Source organism: Pseudomonas sp. TE12508 (assembly GCF_056279485.1).
In genome coordinates this window covers 16,695-37,662 of record NZ_JBWCCN010000013.1, presented here as the reverse complement: position 1 = coordinate 37,662, position 20,968 = coordinate 16,695, and the positions used below count along the sequence as shown (strand labels likewise).

At 58.2% G+C, this 20,968-nt stretch carries 25 protein-coding genes; 9 read left to right on the top strand and 16 right to left on the bottom strand.

Going from position 1 to position 20,968, the window contains the following annotated elements; translation table 11 throughout:
* Nucleotides 1–6: 6 nt before the first annotated feature.
* Both ACZ9IM_RS18460 and ACZ9IM_RS18455 read right to left on the bottom strand, forming a co-directional pair.
* Nucleotides 7–600 (bottom strand): hypothetical protein, encoded by a 594-nt coding sequence (locus tag ACZ9IM_RS18460; RefSeq protein ID WP_427626084.1) that lies wholly within the window; start codon nucleotides 598–600, stop codon nucleotides 7–9.
* On the bottom strand, nucleotides 566–1,306 hold the full coding sequence (locus ACZ9IM_RS18455) for an SURF1 family protein (RefSeq protein ID WP_476224664.1): 741 nt from the start codon (nucleotides 1,304–1,306) through the stop codon (nucleotides 566–568). The genes ACZ9IM_RS18460 and ACZ9IM_RS18455 overlap by 35 nt, the downstream gene beginning before the upstream one ends.
* A 70-nt stretch (nucleotides 1,307–1,376) precedes the next feature.
* Between ACZ9IM_RS18455 and ACZ9IM_RS18450 the strand changes: the two genes are divergently transcribed.
* Nucleotides 1,377–1,580, top strand: coding sequence for a twin transmembrane helix small protein (locus tag ACZ9IM_RS18450; RefSeq protein WP_030129650.1), 204 nt, complete (start codon nucleotides 1,377–1,379; stop codon nucleotides 1,578–1,580).
* Between the two features lie 16 nt (nucleotides 1,581–1,596).
* On the opposite strand, the gene ACZ9IM_RS18445 is transcribed toward ACZ9IM_RS18450, so the two are convergent.
* The 4 genes from ACZ9IM_RS18445 to coxB form a co-directional block, all read right to left on the bottom strand.
* Entirely contained in the window at nucleotides 1,597–2,484 is an 888-nt protein-coding gene (locus ACZ9IM_RS18445; RefSeq protein ID WP_427626086.1) for a cytochrome c oxidase subunit 3, read from the bottom strand.
* Between the two features lie 33 nt (nucleotides 2,485–2,517).
* Complete coding sequence (locus tag ACZ9IM_RS18440; RefSeq protein ID WP_008076221.1) at nucleotides 2,518–3,075, bottom strand: cytochrome c oxidase assembly protein; 558 nt, start codon at nucleotides 3,073–3,075, stop codon at nucleotides 2,518–2,520.
* A 177-nt stretch (nucleotides 3,076–3,252) separates the two neighbouring features.
* Nucleotides 3,253–4,845: a cytochrome c oxidase subunit I gene (ctaD, locus tag ACZ9IM_RS18435; protein WP_008076217.1), complete on the bottom strand. Its 1,593-nt coding sequence runs from the start codon at nucleotides 4,843–4,845 to the stop codon at nucleotides 3,253–3,255.
* A gap of 82 nt (nucleotides 4,846–4,927) precedes the next feature.
* Complete coding sequence (gene coxB / locus ACZ9IM_RS18430; RefSeq protein WP_192345236.1) at nucleotides 4,928–6,055, bottom strand: cytochrome c oxidase subunit II; 1,128 nt, start codon at nucleotides 6,053–6,055, stop codon at nucleotides 4,928–4,930.
* A 370-nt stretch (nucleotides 6,056–6,425) separates the two neighbouring features.
* On the opposite strand from coxB, the gene ACZ9IM_RS18425 reads away from it, so the two are divergent.
* Nucleotides 6,426–7,076, top strand: a complete 651-nt coding sequence (locus ACZ9IM_RS18425; RefSeq protein WP_476224663.1) for a hypothetical protein — start codon at nucleotides 6,426–6,428, stop codon at nucleotides 7,074–7,076.
* A gap of 155 nt (nucleotides 7,077–7,231) precedes the next feature.
* Here ACZ9IM_RS18425 and ACZ9IM_RS18420 read toward each other — a convergent pair whose 3' ends face one another.
* The 3 genes from ACZ9IM_RS18420 to ACZ9IM_RS18410 form a co-directional block, all read right to left on the bottom strand.
* Nucleotides 7,232–8,758: a SulP family inorganic anion transporter gene (locus ACZ9IM_RS18420; RefSeq protein ID WP_427627824.1), complete on the bottom strand. Its 1,527-nt coding sequence runs from the start codon at nucleotides 8,756–8,758 to the stop codon at nucleotides 7,232–7,234.
* A gap of 84 nt (nucleotides 8,759–8,842) precedes the next feature.
* The gene (locus ACZ9IM_RS18415) at nucleotides 8,843–9,574 is read right to left on the bottom strand and encodes a carbonic anhydrase (RefSeq protein WP_008076209.1); all 732 of its coding nucleotides are present in this window, start codon (nucleotides 9,572–9,574) and stop codon (nucleotides 8,843–8,845) included.
* A gap of 244 nt (nucleotides 9,575–9,818) precedes the next feature.
* Nucleotides 9,819–10,877, bottom strand: coding sequence for a PA0069 family radical SAM protein (locus tag ACZ9IM_RS18410; protein WP_476224662.1), 1,059 nt, complete (start codon nucleotides 10,875–10,877; stop codon nucleotides 9,819–9,821).
* Nucleotides 10,878–11,107: 230 nt separating this feature from the next.
* On the opposite strand from ACZ9IM_RS18410, the gene ACZ9IM_RS18405 reads away from it, so the two are divergent.
* A complete protein-coding gene (locus ACZ9IM_RS18405; RefSeq protein ID WP_008076205.1) occupies nucleotides 11,108–11,413 on the top strand; it encodes a hypothetical protein in 306 nt (101 codons plus the stop codon).
* A 256-nt stretch (nucleotides 11,414–11,669) separates the two neighbouring features.
* Nucleotides 11,670–12,314 (top strand): dual specificity protein phosphatase family protein, encoded by a 645-nt coding sequence (locus tag ACZ9IM_RS18400; protein WP_476224661.1) that lies wholly within the window; start codon nucleotides 11,670–11,672, stop codon nucleotides 12,312–12,314.
* A 46-nt stretch (nucleotides 12,315–12,360) separates the two neighbouring features.
* On the opposite strand, the gene ACZ9IM_RS18395 is transcribed toward ACZ9IM_RS18400, so the two are convergent.
* On the bottom strand, nucleotides 12,361–12,648 hold the full coding sequence (locus ACZ9IM_RS18395) for a YheV family putative zinc ribbon protein (RefSeq protein WP_192345242.1): 288 nt from the start codon (nucleotides 12,646–12,648) through the stop codon (nucleotides 12,361–12,363).
* Nucleotides 12,645–14,735 carry an oligopeptidase A gene (gene prlC, locus ACZ9IM_RS18390; protein ID WP_476224660.1) on the bottom strand — a complete coding sequence of 697 codons (2,091 nt, stop codon included), beginning with the start codon at nucleotides 14,733–14,735 and terminating at the stop codon, nucleotides 12,645–12,647. Before prlC ends, ACZ9IM_RS18395 begins: the two co-directional genes overlap by 4 nt.
* 62 nt (nucleotides 14,736–14,797) lie before the next feature.
* On the opposite strand from prlC, the gene ACZ9IM_RS18385 reads away from it, so the two are divergent.
* Both ACZ9IM_RS18385 and ACZ9IM_RS18380 read left to right on the top strand, forming a co-directional pair.
* On the top strand, nucleotides 14,798–15,343 hold the full coding sequence (locus ACZ9IM_RS18385; RefSeq protein ID WP_462000363.1) for a gamma carbonic anhydrase family protein: 546 nt from the start codon (nucleotides 14,798–14,800) through the stop codon (nucleotides 15,341–15,343).
* Nucleotides 15,344–15,388: 45 nt separating this feature from the next.
* Complete coding sequence (locus ACZ9IM_RS18380; RefSeq protein WP_476224659.1) at nucleotides 15,389–16,039, top strand: HAD family hydrolase; 651 nt, start codon at nucleotides 15,389–15,391, stop codon at nucleotides 16,037–16,039.
* Nucleotides 16,040–16,151: 112 nt separating this feature from the next.
* Here ACZ9IM_RS18380 and ACZ9IM_RS18375 read toward each other — a convergent pair whose 3' ends face one another.
* Nucleotides 16,152–17,243: an aminopeptidase gene (locus ACZ9IM_RS18375; RefSeq protein WP_476224658.1), complete on the bottom strand. Its 1,092-nt coding sequence runs from the start codon at nucleotides 17,241–17,243 to the stop codon at nucleotides 16,152–16,154.
* 59 nt (nucleotides 17,244–17,302) lie between these two features.
* Here ACZ9IM_RS18375 and ACZ9IM_RS18370 point away from each other — a divergent pair, with 59 nt between their 5' ends.
* The gene (locus ACZ9IM_RS18370; protein WP_427627812.1) at nucleotides 17,303–17,719 is read left to right on the top strand and encodes a PA0061/PA0062 family lipoprotein; all 417 of its coding nucleotides are present in this window, start codon (nucleotides 17,303–17,305) and stop codon (nucleotides 17,717–17,719) included.
* A gap of 40 nt (nucleotides 17,720–17,759) precedes the next feature.
* Nucleotides 17,760–18,179 carry a PA0061/PA0062 family lipoprotein gene (locus ACZ9IM_RS18365; RefSeq protein ID WP_218395806.1) on the top strand — a complete coding sequence of 140 codons (420 nt, stop codon included), beginning with the start codon at nucleotides 17,760–17,762 and terminating at the stop codon, nucleotides 18,177–18,179.
* Nucleotides 18,180–18,185: 6 nt separating this feature from the next.
* Here ACZ9IM_RS18365 and ACZ9IM_RS18360 read toward each other — a convergent pair whose 3' ends face one another.
* On the bottom strand, nucleotides 18,186–18,419 hold the full coding sequence (locus tag ACZ9IM_RS18360) for a DUF1161 domain-containing protein (protein ID WP_048397315.1): 234 nt from the start codon (nucleotides 18,417–18,419) through the stop codon (nucleotides 18,186–18,188).
* Between the two features lie 169 nt (nucleotides 18,420–18,588).
* Nucleotides 18,589–19,020 (bottom strand): OsmC family protein, encoded by a 432-nt coding sequence (locus ACZ9IM_RS18355; RefSeq protein WP_008152515.1) that lies wholly within the window; start codon nucleotides 19,018–19,020, stop codon nucleotides 18,589–18,591.
* Nucleotides 19,021–19,258: 238 nt separating this feature from the next.
* On the opposite strand from ACZ9IM_RS18355, the gene ACZ9IM_RS18350 reads away from it, so the two are divergent.
* Nucleotides 19,259–20,260 (top strand): LLM class flavin-dependent oxidoreductase, encoded by a 1,002-nt coding sequence (locus tag ACZ9IM_RS18350; RefSeq protein ID WP_427627810.1) that lies wholly within the window; start codon nucleotides 19,259–19,261, stop codon nucleotides 20,258–20,260.
* Nucleotides 20,261–20,324: 64 nt separating this feature from the next.
* On the opposite strand, the gene ACZ9IM_RS18345 is transcribed toward ACZ9IM_RS18350, so the two are convergent.
* Together ACZ9IM_RS18345 and ACZ9IM_RS18340 are read right to left on the bottom strand one after the other, a co-directional pair.
* Nucleotides 20,325–20,549, bottom strand: a complete 225-nt coding sequence (locus ACZ9IM_RS18345) for a DUF1161 domain-containing protein (protein WP_030129628.1) — start codon at nucleotides 20,547–20,549, stop codon at nucleotides 20,325–20,327.
* Nucleotides 20,550–20,679: 130 nt separating this feature from the next.
* Nucleotides 20,680–20,895 carry a dodecin gene (locus tag ACZ9IM_RS18340; RefSeq protein WP_007902773.1) on the bottom strand — a complete coding sequence of 72 codons (216 nt, stop codon included), beginning with the start codon at nucleotides 20,893–20,895 and terminating at the stop codon, nucleotides 20,680–20,682.
* Nucleotides 20,896–20,968: the final 73 nt, after the last annotated feature.

Here is a 20,968-nt window from a genome sequence, read left to right as displayed (position 1 = left end):
ATGCCCTTATCCGATGTTCGACAGTTTCAGCAAATGGCGCAGGTCGTTGAGCAGGTCCTTGCCCTTCACCGTCGGGTCGTAGCGCAGCACCAGGTTGCCGTGAGGGTCGATGATCCACAGGTGCGGCGTGTCATTGCTCTGAGCGCCTTTGCTGTAGGTCGGCGGGTCCAGGGAATAACGTTGCAGCTGCGGGTACTCACGTTGAAGTTTAGTCTCGTAATCGCTGTTCAGCGGCTGCGCGATGGCCAGCGCATGGCTGGCGCGGGAGGCATCGCGACCGAGGCCGATCTGGATCTGGCGCGCCAGATACACCAGCTGCTGGCAGTCCACCGAACAGTCCTTGGGCGCTGTCACCAGTAACTGCCAGCGGTCCTCTTGCGCCGGTACGCCGATGTCGGCGCGGGTCTGGCCGTTGCCGATCAGTTCACCGTGATAACTGCGGCCCTCCGGCACCCAGAACTGCAATTTGTACATGCCGGTGGCGAGGATCATCGGACCCACCACTCCCAACAGGATCAGTAACAACTGCAAGCGCCCGCGCCGACGATTTACCGGTGCTTTCGCTTCAGACATGCCGGGTGGATTCATGGCCGCTCCCATTATTGTTCTCCTTTGCGTTGTGCCATCCGAGATAGAGGTAAAGGCCGAGCAGGGCTATCGACAGGGCGAACCACTGCACGGCATAAGCCAAGTGTTTTTCCGGCCCCATGGCCACCACCGGCCAATCGGCCTGGTAGGTCGCGGGGCCGCTTTGTGCGCGTAATTCGTAGGCGAAACCGTCACGGTCAAGCGCCGTCCAGAGCCTGGCCGGTTCAATGGCGGTGACCAGTTGTGGCCAGGTCGTGGCGTCTGGGTCGGTATGCAACTGGAACGTTGCGCCGGGGGAAACGTAAACCGAGGCGTCGAGGCTCAATGCCTGAGTCGGTGTGGTGAATGACGGCGGTGTGCGCCGATCCGGCCACGGCAACCAGCCGCGATTGACCAGCAGCCAGAGCCCGGTTGCCCGATCCTGAAACGGTTGCAGCAGCTCGACCCCGACCTTGCCGTCGCGCTGACGGTTGTCCAGCAGCAGGCTGTGTTCGGCATCGAACTGGCCGTGCAGGCGAACCCGGCGGAAGGCCGGATCTTCGGTGTGTTGCAGTTCCGTGCTGGCCATCGGTTCGGCCGCCCGGCGCTCGGCGTAGCTTTGCAGCAGCGCGCTTTTCTCCGCGGCCCGGCTCAACTGCCAGAACCCGAGTGACACCAGCAAAGGCAGCAGCATCGCAACCACCAGGGTTGGCAGGAGGCCCGGCCGGAAGCGTTTCATGGCGTTGCCAGAAAGTCGGTAATCGCGATAGCTATACTCAAATGCATCGCCTGTCCCCCGGAGTGTCACCATGCTCAAAGCAGCCATCGTCCTGATGCTGATTGCCACGGTTGTCAGCCTGTTCAGCGGCCTGTTTTTTCTGGTCAAGGACGACAGCCACTCGAATCGCCTGGTCATCGCCTTGAGTGTTCGTGTTGCGCTGGCCGCCACCACTGTCGGCTTGATCGCCTGGGGTTTTTTCAGCGGCCAGTTGGTGTCTCACGTGCCTTGGTAGTCATGAAAGCCAAGGTTCAGAGCACGTAGACGAAAACGAACAGACCGATCCACACCACGTCCACGAAGTGCCAGTACCAGCTCGCCGCCTCGAAGGCGAATTGATGGTCGGCATCGAAGTGCCCGCGCATGATCCGCATCAGCATGACGAACAGAATGATGGTGCCAATGGTCACGTGGGCGCCGTGGAAACCGGTGAGCATGAAGAAGGTCGCGCCGTAGATGCCGGAGCCCAGAGTCAGGCCCAGTTCGTGGTAGGCGTGCAGGTATTCTTCGGCCTGGAAACCGAGGAACGCGCAGCCGAGCAACACGGTCAGCGCCAGCCAGATTTTCAGTGCGCCGCGATGGCCTTTCTTCAAGGCGTGGTGAGCAATGGTCACGGTGACGCTGGAGCTCACCAGCAGCACGGTATTGAGCAGCGGCAGGCCCCAGGGGCTGATGACTTCCTTGGGGGGAGGAAAGAGTTTCGAGTCCGGGTTGTTCAGCAGCGGCCAGGTGAATTCAAACGTCGGCCACAGCATGTGAGCGAGGCCTTTGGTGCCTTCACCGCCCAGTGCCGGGCCCGTGATGTTGCGCACATAAAACAGCGCACCGAAAAAGGCGATGAAGAACATCACCTCCGAGAAAATGAACCAGCTCATGCCCCAGCGGAACGAGCGGTCCATCTGTGCACTGTACAACCCTGCGCGACTTTCCTTGATCACCGTACCGAACCAGCCGAACAGCATGTAGGCCAACAGCAGTCCGCCGACGAAAAAGATCAGCGGGCCGTGGGATTCCGGCCGCGCAGCCTTCAGGTCGTTGAACCAGGTGGCCAGGCCGAACACCGTGACGAACATGCCGACCGTGGCGATAATCGGCCATTTGCTCTGGGCCGGAACGTAATAATGTTCATGAGTTGCCATTTATTGTTCTCCTTATCGGGCACGCTTTAACGTCTAGCCGCCGGTGCTTGCTGCAACAGCCACGGGCGGATGACGTGCGGTGATATCGAACAGCGTGTAGGACAGCGTCAGGTGCTTCACTTCCTTGGGCATGTCGCGGTCAACAATGAACCGTACCGGCATCTCGATTCGCTGACCGGGCTGCAGCACTTGCTGGGTAAAGCAGAAACATTCGGTCTTGTGGAAGTACGCGGCTGCGTTACTGGGCGCGATGCTCGGCACTGCCTGAGCACTCATCGGGCGATCAGTCGGGTTATGGGCGATAAAAATCATCTCGTTCACCGCCCCGGGATGCGCGACCAGTTCATCGCCCTTGGGATAGAAATCCCAGGCCATGTCGGCGGCGTTGGTCGACAGAAACTGCACGCGAACCTGCCGCGAAACGTCGACCGTTTGCTCGCCTTCATACTGCCCGGAGGTTTTGCCATTGATGCCGAACGCCTTGCACATCACGTCGTAGATCGGCACCAGGGCAAAGCCGAAGACAAACATCGCTACCACCACCAGCAACAGGCGGGTGACCAGTTTCTTCATCGAGATCGAATCAGCCATGGTGCTCAACCTCTACCGGGAACCCTGTGGGAGCGGGCCTGTGGCGAGGGGGCTTGCCCCCGTTTGAGTGCGTAGCACTCACAAAATCCTGGAACATCAGAGATTTTGGGGCTGCTTCGCAGCCCAACGGGGGCAAGCCCCCTCGCCACGAGCAAGCTCCTACAAGGCCGAGGTGTTTCATTTCACTTCCGGCGGTGTGGTGAAGGTGTGATACGGCGCCGGCGATGGAATGCTCCACTCCAGGCCTTCGGCCCCATCCCACGGTTTGGCCGGTGCCGGCTCGCCGCCACGAATGGTCTTGATCACGATGAACAGGAAGAAGATCTGCGTGGCGCCAAACATGAACGCGCCGATCGACGACACCATGTTGAAGTCGGCGAATTGCAGGTTGTAGTCCGGAATCCGCCGCGGCATGCCCGCCAGGCCCACGAAGTGCATCGGGAAGAACGCCAGGTTCATGCCGATGAATGACAGCCAGAAGTGCAGCTTGCCAAGGGTCTCGTCGTACATGTGGCCGGTCCATTTCGGCATCCAGTAGTAGGCCGAGGCGAAGATCCCGAAAATCGCCCCGGGCACCAGCACGTAGTGGAAATGCGCGACCACGAAATAGGTGTCCTGGTACTGGAAGTCCGCCGGGGCGATGGCCAGCATCAACCCGGAGAACCCGCCAATGGAGAACAGGATGACGAACGCCACGGCGAACAGCATCGGCGTCTCGAAGGTCAGCGAGCCTTGCCACATGGTGCTGGCCCAGTTGAACACCTTGACTCCGGTGGGCACCGCGATCAGCAGCGTGGCGTACATGAAGAACAACTCGCCCACCAGCGGAATGCCGACCACGAACATGTGGTGCGCCCAGACGATGAACGACAGGAACGCAATACTCGCCGTGGCGTAGACCATCGAGGTGTAGCCAAACAGCGGCTTGCGCGAGAAGGCCGGAATGATCGAGCTGACGGCACCAAAGGCCGGCAGGATCATGATGTACACCTCGGGGTGACCGAAGAACCAGAACACATGCTGGAACAACACCGGGTCTCCGCCACCGGCGGCACTGAAGAAACTGGTGCCGAAGTGGATGTCCATCAGCATCATGGTCACGCAGCCGGCCAGCACTGGCATCACTGCAATCAGCAGGAACGCGGTGATCAGCCAGGTCCAGACGAACAGTGGCATTTTCATCAGCGTCATGCCGGGGGCACGCAGGTTGAGGATGGTCGCGATCACGTTGATCGCCCCCATGATCGAACTGATCCCCATCAAGTGGATGGCGAAAATGAAGAACGTCACGCTTTCCGGCGCGTAGGTCGTCGACAGCGGGGCATAGAAGGTCCAGCCGAAATTCGGCCCGCCGCCAGGGGTGAAGAGGGTCGATACCAGTAGCAGGAATGCTGCCGGCAACAGCCAGAAGCTGAAGTTGTTCATTCGCGGCAAGGCCATGTCCGGCGCGCCGATCATCAACGGGATCATCCAGTTGGCGAGGCCTACGAAAGCCGGCATCACCGCACCGAACACCATCACCAGACCGTGCATGGTGGTCATCTGGTTAAAGAATTCCGGCTGGACGATTTGCAGTCCCGGCTGGAACAGTTCGGCACGGATTACCATGGCGAACGAGCCACCCAGCAGGAACATGGAGAACGCAAACCACAGGTACAGCGTGCCGATATCCTTGTGGTTGGTGGTCAGCACCCAGCGCATCAGGCCTTTGGCGGGGCCGTGGGCGTGGGCGGTGCCGGTATGAACATGGTCATCGACTACAGCAGTCATGTCCTGTCTCCTGCAAACGGATGGGCTGGGCGGGCCGGGGCGTCATGCCCCGAGCGGTTCCTTACATGCGCAATTAACCGGGTCATTTGCTTTCCGCCTGTTTCAGCTCCAGCACTTCTTTAGGGGTGACCATGTCGCCTTTGTTGTTGCCCCAGGCGTTACGTTCGTAGGTCACGACCGCTGCGATATCGACTTCCGAGAGTTGCTTGCCGAAGGCCGCCATGGCGGTACCGGGCTTGCCGTGGAAGACAATGCTCAGGTGATCCTTGATCGGTCCGGTGGCGATTTTCGAGCCCTTGAGTGCCGGGAACATCGGCGGCAGGCCCTGGCCTTCAGCCTGGTGACAGGCCACACAGGTGGTGTGATAGACCTTGTCACCGCGCTCCTTGAGCTCGTCGAGGGTCCATTCCTTGCTGGTCAGCTCTTTGAGCTGCGCAGCTTCCGCCTTGCGCTCGCCCAGCCAGGTTTCGTAATCGGCCTTTTCCTTGACCTCGACCACGATCGGCATGAAGCCGTGATCCTTGCCGCACAGTTCGGCGCATTGGCCACGGTAGATGCCGGGCTTTTCGACACGGGTCCAGGATTCATTGACGAAGCCCGGGATCGCATCGCGCTTGACCGCGAAGGCCGGCACCCACCAGGAGTGGATGACGTCGGCGGAAGTCACCAGGAAGCGCACCTTGGCACCGATCGGCAACACCAGCGGCTTGTCGACCTCCAGCAGGTAATGCTCGCCCTTGGTTTCCTTGTTGTGGATCTGATCGGCGGGAGTGGTCAGGTTGCTGAAGAATTCGACGTCCTGACCCAGGTATTTGTAGTGCCACTTCCACTGGTAACCGGTGACCTGGATATCGATATCCGGCTCAGTGTTGTCGTACATCTGGATCAGGGTGGCGGTTGCGGGGACCGCCATGGCCACCAGAATGAGCAGGGGCACGATGGTCCAGAGAATTTCGACGGTGGTGCTTTCATGAAATTTTGCGGCCACCTGCCCCGTAGAGCGGCGGTGGACCATCATCGACCAGAACATGGCGCCGAAGACGATGATGCCGATCACTACACAGATCCAGAAAATGGTCATGTGCAGGTCGAATACTGCGTGACTGATTTCAGTCGCTCCAGGCGCCATATTCACAGTCCAGGCCGCTTGTGCCTGACTGAAAATCGACCACAACAGGAGGCCCATCCAGACATGTGGATGTCGCATCATTGCGGGTTCCCCTTATAGTTCTTTTTATCCCGCCGGCTTTCACCTGCGGCAAGGGAGCGGCTTTTTCAGACTACGAACTTGAATCGCCGAGCCTTGCTGCATATGCAGTCGGGCGTCATCAGCTAACTCCATTCAGATCCGAGTATAGACAGCGACTGCCACCTCGCAATGCGATGACGTAAATCGGCTGAAACAGGTTGGACTTGCGTTCCATGTCACGAATGGAGAAGGATGCAGACGAGTGGTGGCAAATCGATATAACGTAGACGTCTCAAGGATGAAATAATTATGACAAATGCGTCTTAGGCTTTTTCATAAGCCAGCTAAGTTATGTCTTCCCTATTTCATTGCCTTGTTTCCTGGAGTTTTCATGAACACCGCCGCATTGCGCGAGCAGATCCAAAAAGCCCAACAACACGAGGCCGAGACCGGCCTGTTAACTCGACAACTGGAAACCCAACTGCCGCACCTTCATTCCGCCATCCAATTGCCGGATGTCGACGCCAAGGGCGTCATGACGCGTTTTGTGGCCGCGTATATAGAACAAGTGCCGGACCTGCTGGACGCAGCCAATGAAGTCGCCAGGGAAGCGGGCATCGAGTCGCAGATCAAGCCGGTGCTGACAATCGCGGAGCAGTTTTTCCTCCAGCCGCCGGCAATCATGGCCGGTCACGTCGGCCTGGACAGCCTGCTGGACGAAGCCTATCTGGCGCATCGGTTGGTCGAAGAGGTCAACGATCTGTACATCAAGCATTTTGGTCAGCCATTGATCCCCTTGGACATGACAGTTGCCAACCTGATTGCCCACCAACTGATCGGCGAGGAATTTGCCAATCAACTGGATGAGGCGGTGCATCACGCTGTGGACGAGATGCTTAACGATGAAAGTTTTGCGCTGGAGTCAGTAGAGGCCTACCGCGAGAAACTCAACAGCCCGGACACCGGCGCTGCGTGGAAGCGCTGGCCGTGCCTGTCGCGCCAATTGGGCGTGGGCCTTGAGCTGGATCAGCCAGCGGCGTAAGCCAACGGGAAGAACCAACACCTGTGGGGGCGGGCTTCTGTGGCGAGGGGGCTTGCCCCCGTTGGGTCGCGAAGCGGCCCCAAAAGCTTTGCGACTGCTTCGCAGCCGAACGGGGGCAAGCCCCCTCGCCACAGAAGTCCGCCCCTCAAGGTTACTCAGCCGGTGGAACCTACTCCGGTTGTGGTACGTAACCGTCCTTCAAGCCTGCGCTTCAATCCCCGCGCTTCAATTAACAGCTTCGAGCCCTTGGCCGCATTGGCCCGGCCCCACTCCTCAAGCAATTCCAGACACGAGTGATCGATATAGCTCAGGTTGTTGAGCGGCACATGCACCGTTGCACCTGCCGGAATGCTCCCCAGCACTTGGGTCAGCGCCGGTACCTTGAGGAAGGTCGCCGCCCCCACCAGTCGCAGCTCCATCTCGCCGTCTGCCGGCAGATCGATCAGGCTGATTTTCAGGCGCGAAGCCTTCCAGGCCAGTTTGGCCAGTGTCAGGCCAAAGCCGATCAGCACGCCGGTCAGCAGGTCGGTGAAGATGATTGCCAGTGCGGTCGCCGCATAGGTGAACATCGGCATCCGGCCATAACGGCCCAGACCGCGAAAGGCCTTGAGATCTACCAATTTGAAACCGGTGTAAACCAGAACCCCCGCCAGACTCGCCACCGGAATGCTTTGCAGCACGCTCGACAGCAGCAGCACGAAAGCCAGCAACCATAGGCCATGAAACACCGTCGACAGTCGGGTGGTGGCGCCGGCCTGAACGTTGGCCGAACTACGCACGATCACCCCGGTCATCGGCAGCGCGCCGAGCAACCCGCAGAGCATGTTACCTACACCTTGCGCCGACAATTCGCGGTCAAAGTCCGAGCGCTGGCCGCTGTGCATACGGTCCACGGCTGCGGCCGAGAGCAGGGTTTCGGCGCTGGCGATAAAGGCCACGGCGAAGGCAGCGATCAGCAAGGCCGGGTCTGCGAGATTGAGCAAGTCTGCCGGGCGCAGCCAATCGATGGCTTCCGCCAGGTTGGCCGGAACTTCCACACGTTTGACTTGCAATGCGAGCACCAGGCTGGCGACCGTTGCCAGACCAACCCCCAGTAAGGCTCCAGGAACGAAACGCAGGGAGTGCGGGCGGAATTTTTCCCACAGCCACATCACGGCAATGGTCGACAGTCCGAGCAAACCCGCCTGCCAGCCAAACGACGGCAAAGCCTGAATCACCGCAGTGGGGAAGGCTGCCAGGTTATCCAGCCCCGAAGGCTTGGGCACGGCATCGAGCATCACATGCACCTGTGACAACACGATCAGCACCCCAATCCCGGCGAGCATGCCGTACACCACCGCTGGAGCGGTGACCCGAAACCAGCAACCCAGTTTCAAACGCCCGGCCACCAATTGCAGAAAACCCGCCAGCAGCAGGATCGGCCCGAGCATGGCAATGCCATGTTGGCGCACCAGTTCGAACACCAACACCGCCAGACCCGCTGCCGGGCCGCTGACTTGCAGCGGCGAACCGGCAAGCCAGCCGACCACCAGGCCCCCGATAATGCCGGTGATCAGGCCTTTGGACGGCGGCAGCCCCGAGGCGATGGCGATGCCCATGCACAAGGGCAGGGCGACCAGAAATACAACCACCGAAGCCAGCAGCTCCCGTGGCAGAACAGCTTTTAGTTGAGCGGCACGCATTGTGACTCTCCCGGAGTTTTTTTCAGGCGTGGCAAAGCCGTGCCGCCAGATCGGCAGCCTCGGCTAAACCATACTTAGGAGGATTTAGAAGCGCGCTTTGGGCGTCGCCACCGGAATGGGATGGCTGCCATCGAGCGGCAGGAAACAACCCTGATCCGCATCGTAAGCCTGGATTTCGCTGGTTTCGATGTTGTAGACCCAACCATGGATAAACAGCTGACCGTTTGCCATGCGCGAGGCCACCGATGGGTGCGTTCGCAAATGTTGCAACTGAGCAATCACATTCTCTTCGGTGAGGATGTGCATGCTCTCGTTTTCATCCGTGCAATGGCAGTTGTCCTGGACCATGGTTTTTGCCACTTCGGCATGACGCAGCCAGGCTTTGACCGTCGGCATCTTTTCCAGGCTCTGCGGGTTGAGCACCGCGCGCATGGCGCCACAGTCGGAGTGCCCACAGATGATGATGTGCTGTACGCCGAGAGCCAGCACCGCGTATTCGATGGCCGTGGAAACACCGCCGTTCATTTGCCCATAGGGCGGCACGACGTTGCCGACGTTGCGGGTCACGAACAAATCGCCGGGAGCGCTTTGGGTAATCAGTTCGGGAACGATGCGTGAATCGGCACACGCGATGAACATCGCCCGAGGCCGCTGGGCCGTGGCGAGTTTTTTGAAGAGTTCTTCCTGCTGCGGAAAGATCTCGTGATGAAAGTGCAAAAAGCCGTCAACGATATGCTGCAGCGCTGCATCGGCGGTTTCCGCCTCCGGTTGGGCTGAAGCCGACGCAGCCAACGGCTGTTTATCCTTGTCACTCATGATTCATCCTCTTTGGCGGAGTCAGGGAATTTTCCCGTTTTGTCCGGTATGAAGCCAGTGGCTGTTTAAAAAACATCCAGGTCGAAGAGTCAGACCCGTCAGTCACTCGATGAACAAGGTAGCCGTTGAAACTTAACTCAAACTGAATAAAAACGCTCTAGAACGAGTATTCCAAGTCACAAAAAACGTGACCGGCGCGAAAAGCGGTGTCGTGTTCACTACTCAACCATAGGGCCAATTGTCCTTAAATCAACGACATTTGGCGGCCCGGCGGACAAAAGGATTCGCAATCCAGATTGAAACCTTCCCGACGATTGAGCCCCAGGCGCTTGATGGTTTTGGCAAAGCGTTGTGCCAGCAGGTCGGCAAACGGCCCTTCACCGCGCATTCTGGCACCGAATCGGCTGTCATAGAGCTCATCCCCACGGCTTTGGCGGATCAGGCTCAACACATGAGCTGCACGCTGAGGATAGTGGGCGGCCAGCCACTCTTCGAATAGCGGCGCCACTTCCAGCGGCAAGCGCAACATCATGTAGGCCGCACTCTGGGCACCCGCAGCATGAGCTTCGGCCAGCAGGCTTTCGAGTTCGCTGTCGTTGATCATCGGAATCATGGGTGAACACAAGACACCCACCGGAATCCCGGCTTCGCGCATCACCCGGATCGCCCGCAGCCGTGCCTTGGGTGCCGCGGCGCGCGGTTCGAGGATACGTTTGAGTTCATCATCCAGCGTGGTCAGGCTGATCATTACCGCCACCAGCCTTTGCTCGGCGAGTTCAGCCAGCAGGTCCAGATCGCGAAGAATCAGCGAGCCTTTAGTGATGATGGTCACCGGGTGGCGGTAACGCAGCAGCACTTCCAGGGTTTTACGGGTGATTTTGTGTTCGCGCTCGATCGGCTGATAAGGGTCGGTATTGGAGCCAAGGTTGATCGGCGCGCATTGATAGCCGCGTTTGGACAGTTGTTCTTCCAGCACGTCGGCGGCGTTGGTCTTGGCGATCAGTCTGGTTTCGAAATCCAGCCCCGGTGACAGATCCCAATAGGCGTGACTGGGCCGTGCATAGCAATAGATGCAGCCATGCTCGCAGCCGCGATAGGGGTTGATCGAGCGATCGAACGGCAGGTCTGGCGAGTTATTGCGGGTGATGATGGTTTTTGCCGTCTCGATGCGCACCTCGGTGCCTTGGGTGATTGGCGCTTCCTGATACCAGCCGTCATCCTCGGCCACGGAACGGTTAGGCGCGAAGCGGTTGTGCGGGTTGGTGGCGGTGCCGCGACTGCGGGGTGGCAAGGGAGTGTTCATCGATTAATGCTCTTCACTGTATGTGCATACAGTAAACGAGGCGGGGAAAAGCGGCCAGTGCCGTTCGGCACCTGAGCATTTGATCAGCGTCGAGCGCCTGTATTAACTGTTCAATAATGCATCTTGCTGCAACTCGATGAAATATATAACGGATAGTCTGAAATTAATAAGCTCAGTATTATCGACTGCACACGAAGTCTTCGTGGATACTTATTAAAAGGAATTAATCTATGTCGTTTTTTAATCAGCGTGGTATCTTTTTGCAATTGCTGGCCCCCAGTGTTGTCAATCCAAATGAAGCGCGAGTATCGATGCAACTTGCCCGTAAAGAGTTGGGTTGGGATGAGGTCAACGAGGTACAGACAGAGGCCCTGGTCGATTCCGTCTACGTAGAGGCCGTCTCCAGCGATGGCGGCGGGTCGTTCAGCATAAAGTCGGTCAACAGCGATGTGGACGGCGATGGTGATATCGACAGCGACGACAAGGCAAAACTGTTGGCTTTGGCCAAGGCTTATTCCAGTATTGTAAATCCTTGACTTTATAGTGCCAGGCCTGCATGAAAGTTCATGCAGGATTGGTTTGTTTTATTTAACGCTTAGAGGCGTGATTGCAAGGTGCAATTGGTTAAGTACTGAAGATAAACCGAGCTGGCGGATAAAACCTGGATTTCCCGTCAACGCAGCTTCAAAAGACTGATTCACATTTCTTTGACGGTCAGCTCACAGACCTTTGACCGTTCAGGACTGAAGCTGGGTGCCATCTTCCCACCTCTTCCTGAACAGTTACCCAAACATGCCTCTAGCGCGTTATATATCTGCGATGTGTTTGTCGCTGGTCTCATTGTTCAACCTGACGTTGGCCCTCGCTGACGACAGCTCCTCGCCCCGTCCTGCGGAGTGGGCTCAACCAGTGGAGAGGCAACACAATCTCTTTGAGATGTCCCCGATGCTCTATCGCAGCGCATTGCCTGACGCTGGCTCGGTGCAATTGCTGGAAAAACTCAACGTCGGGACTGTAATCAACTTCCTGTCCGAACCGGACTCAAGCTGGTTGTCCGCACCCGGTATCACTCAAGTACACCTGCCTTATCGCACCAATCATGTGGATGATGCGGATGTACTCAAGGTGCTGCGTGCGATTCAAACTGCCGAATCAAAAGGGCCGGTGCTTATGCACTGCAAACACGGCTCGGACCGCACAGGCCTGATGGCCGCGATGTACCGGGTGGTGGTGCAAGGCTGGAGCAAGGAAGATGCCCTGAGCGAAATGACCCAAGGCGGCTTTGGTGACAGCACGCATTTCAAGGATGGTGTGCGTTACATGATGCAGGCCGATATCGACAAACTTCGTACGGCGCTGGCCAATGGTGATTGCAGCACCAGTCCGTTTGCCAGTTGCTCGATGAAAAACTGGTTCAAATCGGCCCATGTCGAGTAAGTAATACCTCCCACTGCATTGCGCAGTGGAAGGTGATTTTCGGTACTCAGTGTTGCTCGTCTGGTTTCTTCTTCAACTTCGGGTTCGGGAAAAACTGCACGGCCTGAACCTTGGCGTCCGGCACCTTGAGTGCCGAAGTATTGACCCGCGTGCCCAATTCCTTGGGCACCGACAGACCTTGTTCATTCAGCGTATCGGAATAACCGCAGGCCACGCACTCGCGATGCGGAACTGTGTTTTCGCTCCACATCATCAACTTGTCCGGCTCGCTGCAGGCCGGGCAGACCGCGCCGGCGATAAAGCGTTTTTTGGTGATCACAGATTCCTCACTCATGCTGCCGCGTCCTCACTCAGGCCGCTATGGCGCAAGAGTGCGTCAATCGATGGCGCACGGCCACGGAAGTCGACGAACAGCACCATTGGTTCCTGAGAACCGCCCCGCGCCAGGATCGCTTCACGGAAGGCGCGACCGGTTTCGGCATTGAGCACGCCGTCTTCTTCGAATTTCGAGAAGGCATCGGCCGACAATACTTCAGCCCACTTATAACTGTAGTAACCCGCCGCGTAACCGCCGGCGAAGATGTGGGCAAAGCTGTTGGGGAAGCGGTTGTAGGCCGGCGGACGCATGACCGAGACTTCGTCGCGCACGCCTTCGAGCACTTGCAGCACGCTGCGGCCGTCGCCGTGGGTGGCGTGCAGTTCGAAGTCGAACAGCGAGAATTCCAGTTGGCGGACCATCATCAGGCCGGACTGGAAGTTCTTCGCCGCGAGCATTTTCTCCAGCAGGTCCTGAGGCAACGGCTCGCCGGTTTCGTAGTGACCGGAAATCAGCGCCAGACCTTCCGGCTCCCAGCACCAGTTTTCCATGAACTGGCTTGGCAGCTCGACCGCATCCCAGGCGACGCCGTTGATGCCAGACACGCCTGCATGCTCGACGCGGGTCAGCAGATGATGCAGGCCATGACCGAATTCGTGGAACAGGGTGGTCACTTCATCGTGAGTCAGCAGGGCCGGTTTACCGCTGTCGGCCGGGGTGAAATTGCACACCAGGTTCGCCACCGGGCTTTGCAGCACGCCATTGATCGTGCGGCGATGATCGCGGGCGCCGTCCATCCAGGCGCCGCCGCGCTTGTTGGCGCGGGCATACAGGTCGAAGAAGAATCGGCCGACGTGCTGGCCGTTTTCCTTGATTTCGAACAGGCGAACGTCCGGATGCCAGGTGTCGAAGCCTTTCAGCTCGGCGATCTCGATGCCGTACAGGCGCTGGACGATGCTGAACAAACCACCCAGAACCTTGTCGATCGGGAAGTACGCGCGAAGGGTTTCCTGGGCGACGCTATAGCGCTGTTCGCGAAGTTTTTCACCGTAGAAACCGCTGTCCCAGCTTTGCAGGTCCGGGCAACCTTGTTCGGCGGCGTAGGCCTTGAGCTGTTGCAGATCCTGGGCGGCGAACGGCTTGCTGCGTTTGGCCAGGTCGCGCAGAAAACTCAGCACCTGATCGTTGGACTCGGCCATTTTGGTGGCCAGGCTCAGCTCCGAGAAGCTGGTGAAGCCCAATAGTTTTGCCAGTTCCTGACGCAGGTCGAGAATTTCTTCCATGACCGGGCCGTTGTCATTCTGACCGGCATTCGGGCCTTGGTCCGACGCACGGGTGCAGTAGGCGGCATAGACTTCTTCACGCAGGGCGCGGTCCTGGGCGTAGGTCATCACCGCGTAGTAACTCGGGAATTCCAGGGTGATCAACCAGCCATCCAGCTCTTTGGCTTGCGCGGCGGCGGCCATTTGCGCCTTGGCCGACTCGGTCAGACCGGCGAGGGCGGCTTCGTCGGTGACGTGCTTGGTCCAGGCCTGGGTGGCGTCGAGCAACTGGTTGGAGAAGCGGCTGCCCAGCTCCGACAGTTTGCTCTGCACGTCGGCATAACGCTTTTGTTCGGCTTCAGGCAGGTCGATACCCGACAGACGGAAGTCGCGCAAAGCGTGTTCCAGGATGGTTTTCTGCGCCACATCGAAACCGGCGGCCTCAGGGCTGTTGGCCAGCGCTTCATAGGCTTGAAACAGTTCACGGTTCTGGCCCAGCTCGGTGGCGTAGGCGCTCAGGGCCGGCAGGCAGGACTCGTAGGCTTCGCGCAACTCGGCGCTGTTGCACACGGCATTGAGGTGGCTGACCGGGCTCCAGGCGGCGCCCAGACGATCGTTGAGCTCATCCATCGCCAGCACCAGGCCGGCCCAGGTCGGTTGTTTACCCTGGGTTTTGAGGATGTCGACGATGGCAGCGCGGTTGTCAGCCAGGATCTTTTCAATGGCCGGTTGCACGTGTTCGGCACGGATCGCCGAGAACGGCGGCAGGTCGTAGGACTGCAAAAGAGGGTTGTTCACGCTCACGGTTGGCACCTTGGCTGGAAAACATGCGGGAAGAAACATGGCCCCATCTTAATTACAATCGACGCTCACCGCAGCTATCAGCAAAAGAGAGAGAGCCTATCGTGACCCTTCGCAAGTATCAGAACCACACGCCGCTGCTGGGTAAAGGCGCCTTTGTCGACGGCTCGGCGGTGGTGATCGGCGACGTCGAAATCGGCGAAGACAGCTCCGTCTGGCCGCTGACAGTGATCCGCGGCGACATGCACCGCATCCGAATCGGTGCGCGCACCAGCGTGCAGGACGGCTGCGTGTTGCACATTACCCACGCCGGACCATTCAATCCCGATGGCTTCCCGCTGCTGATCGGTGACGATGTGACCATCGCGCATAAAGTCATGCTTCATGGTTGCGCCGTGGGGAACCGGATTCTGATCGGCATGGGCAGCATCGTCATGGACGGTGCGGTGGTCGAGGACGATGTGATCATCGGTGCCGGCAGTCTGGTCCCCCCGGGCAAGCGCCTGGAAAGCGGGTTTCTCTATGTCGGTAGCCCGGTGAAACAGATCCGACCGCTGACTGACAAGGAAAAAGCCTTTTTCACCTACAGTGCGGCGAACTACGTGAAGCTCAAGAATCTGCATCTGGCCGAAGGCTACGACCAGCTCTAAGCCGCTTGATAATGGAAAGTGTCTCGCTATTGCTCAGGAATTTTCATGCATTACCAAACCGTACTGTTCGACCTTGATGGCACGCTGACCGACCCGCGCGAAGGCATTACCCGCTCCATCCAGTTCGCCTTGGGCAAACTGGGGATCGATGAGCCGGACCTGACCAGGCTCGAGCACTTCATCGGTCCGCCGTTGTTGCAGGCGTTCATGCAGTTCTACGACTTCGACGAGCCCAAGGCCTGGGAAGCGGTGAGTTTCTATCGCGAGCGCTTCAAGGTCACCGGTCTGTATGAAAACCGCGTGTTCGACGGCGTCACGCCACTGCTGGAAACCCTGGTTGGGCAAGGGCGACAGCTGTACATCGCGACCTCCAAACCATGGGTTTTCGCCCAGGAAATCGCCCGGCACTTCGACTTCGCCAGGCATTTCAAAGTGATTTACGGCAGTGAGCTGGATGGCACGCGGACCAACAAGGTCGAGCTGATTGCGCACTTGATGAGTGAAGAAGGCCTGGACCCGGCCAATACCCTGATGATTGGCGACCGTAAACACGATCTGATCGGCGCTCGGAGCAATGGACTGGACGCGGCAGCGGTGGGTTATGGGTTTGGCAGCCGGGAAGAGTTGAGCGCCGAAGCACCGGCGTATCACTTCGAGACGCTGGAGCAGATGCATCAGGCGTTTTTGCAGCGTTAGTTGAATTGCCTTCGCGGGCAAGCCTCGCTCCCACAGGGTTTTATGTCTGGCCAAAGGGCATTGGCATACTCCGATCTAATGTGGGAGCGGGCTTGCCCGCGAAGAGGCCCGCTCAGCCACCGGGACTCGCTGATCCGGCCAACACGTTCAACGCCGCCTTACGCTCCCCAACCGGTAACGCGCCCAATTTCTCCACCGCCGCATAAAACCTCATCCAATCCCCATCGACCTGTTTAAACAATGCGGCAAACGCCGGTACCCATTGGTCATACAAACCAAACGGGAGCAGCCGGGCGTTGTTCATCGGGGTGTTGATCCAGGCATCGTAGCGTTTGTTCCCGGCCCATTGGCTGTCGCGTAGCGTCCGGTATTCACGGCGCAATTGTTCGAACTCTGCTGCTTTGCGCTCGCGCATTTGCTCGGCAGGCAGTGGCAAGGCGTATAGCTGCTCCAGCCTCTTGCGGGTGTCCAGAACCAATTGGATGAACTGATCGCGTTGCTGCTCCAACGCTCGGTTATCCGGTGGCAGGCCACGGAATGCACGCCATTGACGAGTGCCCTCCTGCTCGACGAAGGTGGCGAAGGACTCGTTGAACTCGGTGTCGTCTTTCACATAAAAACGTTGATGGGCGAGTTCGTGGAAAATCAGCGTGGCCAACCGTTCGTCGCCCCAACCCATCATTGAGCTCATGATCGGGTCGTTGAACCAACCGAGCGTCGAATAGGCCTCGACGCCGCCAATCGACACGTCCATACCTTGCAATCGTTGCAAAGCGGCCTCACCGCGGGCAGCACTCTGTCTGTAATACCCGCGATAGGCGACGCAGCCAGCGATGGGGAAGCAATGGTTGTGCGGCTTCAGCGAAAACTCCGGCGTGGCAAAGACGTTCCAGACTACAAACGGTCGGCCGATGTCGGCGTATAGGCGATAGCTCTGGTTGTCCGGCAGGTGCAAGCGCTGGCTGGCGAATGTCCGGGCCTTTTGTGATTGGGCCAGATGGGCGCGCAATTGCTGATCGCGACCGGGATCGGCAATCACACTGGAAACCGGCTCCCGTGCCCGCAGCAAGTGCAGCTGACCACTGGCCAATTGGCCGTAATAGCTGATGCTGGTGCAGCCGTTCAATAACAAAAGAAACATCCCCGGAAACAAAATGCGTAAAACGCGATCAAGTAACCCAAGGCTTGGACGCGGCCTGATCAAAATAAAAACATCCCTGGAAAGTCTGCCCGCAAGACTATCCCGCCTATTGGAGCTCCGCTATGCGCAAGTTGATGCTGACGGGAGGCCTGCTGATGCTGGCCGGTTGTGCTGGACTACCCACCCCTGATCCTTCACAGGCATGGATCGATCTGGATACACGGCAGGAAGACACCGCGCTGCAAGCGGTGGAAGTCGATGACAAGGCTTCCATCGATAAGCGCTACTTCGAGGTGCAGCCGGGTAGCCATGAGCTGACGGTTCGCTACTTGTTCGCAGTCCAGCCGACCAACATTGGCCCTGACGCCGAGCCGCTGTGGCGCGACTGCCAGTTGAATGTGAAATTCAAGGACTTCAACGCCGGTCAGCGATATCAGCTGCAAGCGGGGTATATCGGCTTTCGGCCGTGGGCGAAGCTCTATGATCAACAGCGAAAAGTGATTGGACAGGGCACACCGGCAGGCTGCCAACGTACTTGATCGACGCTATGCTGAATTATCAGTCCTTGGGAAATTCATCATGCGCAGGTTGTTGCTGTTGCTCGCTGCAGGCGCCTTTGTCGGTTGCACGAGTCCGTTGCCGGCGGTCGATCCGCAGATGGCCTGGGTCGACTTCGCTACGCCGAGCCCCGGCGGGAAACTGCTGATGGCCGATCGGCTGGACAACCAGCGGCTGAGCGATGGGCGCTACTTTCAGGTCACCCCGGGTAGCCATGAACTGAGAGTGCGTTTCGATTTTGAAGTGTTTGGTGGTGGCTCAGGCTTGATGAATGCTCCGCTGGAGCGGCTGTGCTACCTGACCATCAATTACGACCATTTCGAGGCCGGCCAGCGTTACCTGCTGGAAGCGCGTTCTATAGCGTTCACCCCCAGCGCCCGGCTCTACAATGCCAAGCGGGAAATTGTCGCCGAAGATCGGCTGGCCAACTGCGTCATGTGAGACGAATCAACGGTCATTTTTTTGGTAGATGATTTTCTTGGTTCCGCCTTCGCATGAACCGACGACCATGTTCTGATCGTGCACTTCGTCGTTGGTGACGATTTCCAGGGTGTAGGACGAGACGTTATTGGCCTGGATCTTGGCTTCGATCTCGGCCTTGAGTTCCTCACAGGATTTCGGTGCCGCGAGGGCCGATGTGGCCAGCGTGCAACAGATAACCGCCAAGGCAAAACGTTTCATGGTTGAAGCTCCCTTAAGGCAGCGCGCATGGTGATGCGCTGAAGCTGCTGTCATTTATTCGACCACAGTTTTGTCTGTCAGGTTATGTTTCAGGACAAAAAAAGACCGCAACCTGCGCAAGGGAGCCCGCGAAGGCTGCGATCTCAGCTAGCGTATCAACCCATTGTTATCAGCTGACCAACGTCGCATCCAGACTGATTTTCGCATTCAACACTTTGGACACCGGGCAGCCTTCTTTGGCTTTATTGCTCAGTTCCTCGAATTGCGCCTGGGTCGCCCCGGGGATTTTCGCCTTGAGAATCAGCTTTACCGCGGTGATTGCAAAGCCACCGTCTACCTGGTCCAGGGTCACTTCGGCGTTGGTGTCGATGCTGTCGGCCTTGAGGCCGGCATCGCCGAGAATCATTGAAAACGCCATGGAGAAACAGCCCGCGTGAGCCGCGCCGATCAGCTCTTCCGGATTGGTGCCTTTACCCCCTTCGAAACGGGCCTTGAAGCCGTAGGGGGCTTCTCTGAGGACGCCGGTTTCCGTGGAAATCGAGCCGATACCGGTTTTCAGATCACCTTCCCAATGAGCCGATGCTTTCTTTGTGATAGCCATGTCTGCCTCCTCAAGATCCGGCGCGAAACGTCGCGCCTTCGTGGTTTTCGGTTACCAGGGTTCTGAGGATAGACCGTCAGGCAAAGTTCACCTCATCTGATCGGTCCTCTAATCGCGTAGGATTTTTGTCTCTCCTATTGAAACTCGGGTATATGCCCTCATTGCATAGAACACGCTTATAGACTCGGCAGGTTTTCGTTCGTGAAAAAACCTGCTTACCCATTGGAGAAGCAGGTTCATGAAACGACTATCCGATATCAAGTTCTCGACCCTGGATCTGGTGCCCGTGCGGGAGAACGGCAGTGCGGCCCAGTCCCTGCACAATTCTTTGGATCTGGCGCGGCACGTCGAAAAATTCGGCTACAACCGCTTCTGGGTCGCCGAGCACCACAACATGGACGGGATCGCCAGTTCGGCGACCTCGGTCCTGCTGGGCTATCTGGCTGGCGGCACTTCGACCATTCGTGTCGGGTCGGGGGGCGTGATGCTGCCCAACCACGCGCCACTGGTGATCGCCGAGCAGTTCGGCACCCTTGAAAGTCTGTACCCGGGACGGATCGATCTGGGCCTGGGTCGCGCGCCTGGATCCGATCAAATGACCGCTCGCGCCTTGCGCCGTGAGCGCTCCGGCAGTGCCGATGACTTCCCGCAAGACGTGACTGAACTGATGCGCTACCTCGGCCCACGTACGCCAGACCAGCGGATCATTGCCATGCCGGGTACCGGCACGAATGTCCCGATCTGGTTGTTGGGTTCGAGCCTGTTCAGTGCGCAGTTGGCGGGTGAGCGCGGTTTGCCCTACGCCTTCGCTTCACATTTCGCACCGCGTTTCATGCATGAGGCGATTCGCGTCTACCGCAACCACTTCAAGCCTTCAGCGGTTTTGGATAAGCCTTACGTGATGCTCGGCGTGCCACTGGTGGCTGCAGACACTGATGAGCAGGCCGATTACCTGGCCACTTCGGTCTACCAGCGGATTCTCGCGTTGATGCGTGGCCAGAGCCTGGTGCAACGTCCGCCAGTGAAGACCATGGACGGTCTGTGGCTGCCTCATGAGAAAGAAGCGGTCGGTGATTTCCTTGGCCTTGCCATGGTCGGCAGCCCGCAGAAAATTCGCGCCAAGCTGGAAGTGCTGATCGAACAGACGCAGGCCGATGAGCTGATTTTTACCTGTGACCTGTACGAACATGCCGATCGCGTGCATTCCTATGAGTTGTTGGCGCAGGTCATGAAGGGCTGAGGCGCAAACTGCAGCCACAAAAAAGCCGACGCCATTGCGTCGGCTTTTTCATTTTCGAGGGCGGTCAGCCCTGTTTGTAGACGATTTGCCTGGAGCCTTTTTCACAGGTGCCAACGACTTTCCCGTCAGCAGCAGCGCCTTTATCGACGATCTCCAGTGTGTAATTGGAAACACCTTTGGCATCCAGTTTCGCTGAGATTTCGGCTTTCAGCTCGTCGCACGACTTGCCTTGGGCAAAGGCTGTGCCCGCAAGGCTCAACAAACCTATCGCCAAAATAAACTTCTTCATGGGTTGCACTCCCTGGTCGGATCAATAGGGGGAGCGCATCCAGCTATCGGCCGGACGCACTCACCACGTAGCGCTTTGCCATTCCCTATGGCATTCGGCCGGCGCGCAAGTTCAGAAGACTGGCTTAAGCTCAGCTACTGGCAATCCGGAATCCGACTTTAAGCGTCACCTGGAAGTGTGCCGCTTTGCCGTCCTTGATGTGCCCGCGGGTTTCGGTCACTTCGAACCATTCCATGTACTTCAGACTCTTGTTGGCTTCGGCCAGGGCATTGTTGATGGCGTCTTCAATGCTGGTGGTGGATGAGCCAACCAGCTCGACTTTCTTGTAGGTGTGATGGTCAGTCATGGCGTTCTCCTAAGGGTGTGAATTACAGCCTAGCAGTGATTTTTCTTATTTCTTCTGTCGACCAATCCGAGGG